Annotated in this window: 1 protein-coding gene and 1 pseudogene; one reads left to right on the plus strand and one right to left on the minus strand. The window is 46.8% G+C overall.

Annotated features, from left to right (window positions below):
* Positions 1–183: 183 nt before the first annotated feature.
* Positions 184–1,494 (minus strand): ABC transporter substrate-binding protein, encoded by a 1,311-nt coding sequence (locus tag FE784_RS40455; RefSeq protein ID WP_139607967.1) that lies wholly within the window; start codon positions 1,492–1,494, stop codon positions 184–186.
* Positions 1,495–2,607: 1,113 nt separating this feature from the next.
* On the opposite strand from FE784_RS40455, the pseudogene FE784_RS43105 reads away from it, so the two are divergent.
* Positions 2,608–2,957, plus strand: a pseudogene (locus tag FE784_RS43105) (IS1634 family transposase); the annotation flags it as partial.
* Positions 2,958–3,073 lie beyond the last annotated feature (116 nt).

Genomic DNA, 3,073 nt, shown 5'->3' on the forward strand with positions numbered 1-3,073 from the left:
CCTGCCAGTTGAGAAGCATCATCATCGAGAACCACCACCGCTGCTGCGGCGACTTCTTGCGGTGACAGCGTTAAACCCTTCCATTCCAAAGAAAAAAACGAGAGAAAAAAGATAAGAGGCAGTAAAATGAACATTTTTCGATCCCTGAACACCAAAACACACTTCCATCGGTTTTAGATTCGTTTATTTCTGATTTGCCTCAATATACTGATTCACTTCTTCCTCAGCTTGACGCAATGCGGTATTGAGATCTGTTTTGCCGTCCCGAACGTTATGCACATGTTTTGGTATTATGATTGCCGCTGCCTGGTTCATATACTGATCGTACGTAGTTGCGGGAGCGTATTTCAAAGGACTCATGGCGCTTATATTTTTGCCGTTAAACAGTTCGGCGTTCTGACCAAAAGCCGCTTTAATTTGGCTGCTTTTCAGAGGAGTCGTATAGGCATTCTTAGAGCGTTCCATTTGGAATGAATCAGACGTAAAAAACTCCATCGCCTGCACGGCCAGGTCCTTATGCTTGCTTGTACTCGATAAATACATATAATCCGGATAAGGCTGCACGCTTATATGGCCTCTTTCCGGCAACACGGGAATCGGTGCCATATCCCATTCCAGGCCTACGTAACGTTTCGGATCATTATAGCTTGCTCCTAGTCCCATCCACATCGCCAAAACTCTGTCTTCGAAAAACATTTTCGCTCCATCCGGGGCTAAGCCCGGGATATCCGACTTTTCGTATTGCTTGAGGTACATCTCGGCCACCTGCTTGCCGAGCTCGTTATTGAATACGGCCTTTTTCGTCTTTGGATCTACAAACTCAAGAGAGTGGGGACTCCTTCGGAAAAAAGTGGGATGCATCCGGACGCCGTAATATTGTTGGTTGCCATCCATGCGCGTCACTTTGTTGGCCATAGCAAACATCTCATCCCACGTCCATTGATCATGAGGCGGATAAGGAACACCAAATTTATTGAAAATCCCTTTATTATACAATATTTGCGTGGGACTATCCTGCAGCGGCAGCCCGATCAGCTTACCCTCGCCCAGCTTCCTGTTCATATCAATAAATTCCGGAGTAAACCGATTCAAATCCACTTTATTTTGCTTGATAAACGGTTCAATATCTGCGGAAAACTCATACGGTTTCAGATAGAGGAGATAACTCGCATTGGCGGCAAGAATAACATCAATCGGCTGTTTGGCAGCAATGAGGCCCTCCATGGTCTTCGTATTCATTCCGGTAAGTTTAATCGTTTTAGGAATAATATGAGGGTATTTTTTCTGTAGCGGCTCGCCAAATTCTTTCATAAACGTGGCTTCATCCCACCAATATGTACTGGTGCTCAGAAAATACACCTCTGTCGGCTCCTGAGTAACTGCCGGCGTCTTCACTTCTTCCTCACCGGACTTACTTCCTCCGCATGCAGCGAGCAAACTGATGGACGAGATCATGACGCAGCCCAACATAAACGATTTCCTTCTTTTTGACATTGTACTTCCCCTTTTCACTATAATGTAACGAACTTCTCCATATTCCGCCTGCAACGGATCGAACCCATTGAACCCGATTTCGGCGGTTATCGTATTGGTTCAGATCAGCAGTAAACGCTTACAAAACCCTGACTTGGCAGCAGTTGGATTCAACTTTCCTAATGGGTTTCATATATCAGCCTCGACAAACGTATTCCGCAGCAACGAAATACCGTCCAAACGTCGGCCAGCAGTGGCCCAATCTCCGGTTTCCAGACTTTCGTAGAGCAGAACGTTTTCGTCGTACAAGCGAACAATCCAATACGCGACCGATCGAGTTGTCCATAACCACAACGAGCACCGGGCAGCGCTGTTTAGCCGCATCGACAGCAATTTGAGCAACCTTGACGTTTTCGAAATGTTTCATTGCTGCCTGTATTCCCATCGTCCCATCACTAGCAGTCCTTCATCTAACGGCGTTCCAATTGCCGAATAGAAACCTAATTTCATTCTGTTTCCCCCCTTCTCCTTATACACTGGACAGATTCTGAAGCCAGTGGTCACTCGTACTGCTCATTATTATCGGTAACATGGTCTGACCATGTTACCGATAATATACACCTTTATTTATTACACGTCAATCCTTATACTTATTTATTCTTTCACTCCCTCCTCAGTTTTGCAGCACATCTAATCGCCACGGTACATCTCATTTACCCATTCCGTAATGCCCATTTCCTGTTTGCATAAGAGGAACAAGTGATAAGAACGAAGCATGGAAGCAGGATCACGGGGCTCGGGGCCTTTCGGGCTATAGGTTTCGGCGAGCAGTTCCGTGACGGGAGAGAATCGGTAAATCAGACATTTGTAAATGAGCGGCCAATCCGAATTCACGATAATGGCGGCAGGCGGAGCGCAGTACTTCCGCAGCAGACAGAACAAATTCTTGGTACGACGGATGAGGAATGAATACAGGTTTCAAAGAATCACCCCAAAGACAGAAGTAAGGGAGATGAGCTCCCTTCCGACGCGATTATAGGGGGTGTTTTTGAAAAGGTGGGAGGAAAAGGCACAGGGCTTCATTCAAAAGGCCTTGCGCCATCAGCCTAGGCGAATGCCGAGAGGCTATTCTAGAAAAGGGTGGATGGAAAGCAAGTCATTTTTTACAGCGAAAAATATGCAGCGAAGGCGAAAGCAGATTGCGCTCCGGCAGTGGAAAAGGCAAGAAGCCACATCCAGGACCCTTCGCGATACAACCGTGCCACCTCGTGCGGCGCGGCCAACTATGTGAAAAACTTGACGTTCGATGCCCAAACCGGTGAGATTCTGGAAGAAGCGAAGCAAGCTTTGCTCTTTGACGAGGAAAGCTGCGACAGTAAGCGGAACTGGACGGCTACTACGCGATCATCACCAGCGAGTATAAAGAATCCGACGAACGGATTTTAAAGATATACCGAGGGCTCTTTTGGTGGAACTGGTCTTTTCACGGCTGCTGGAACATCGCTTGAAAGGGAATTTCTGGACATGAAAAAACAGCCAAGAACCTAGTAACCACAAGGTGAAGTTGCCCCTGTCAAGTAGACATTGAAGAAGAACCGTC

Source organism: Paenibacillus hemerocallicola (genome assembly GCF_006265175.1).
In the GTDB taxonomy this organism is placed as follows: domain Bacteria; phylum Bacillota; class Bacilli; order Paenibacillales; family NBRC-103111; genus Paenibacillus_AB; species Paenibacillus_AB hemerocallicola.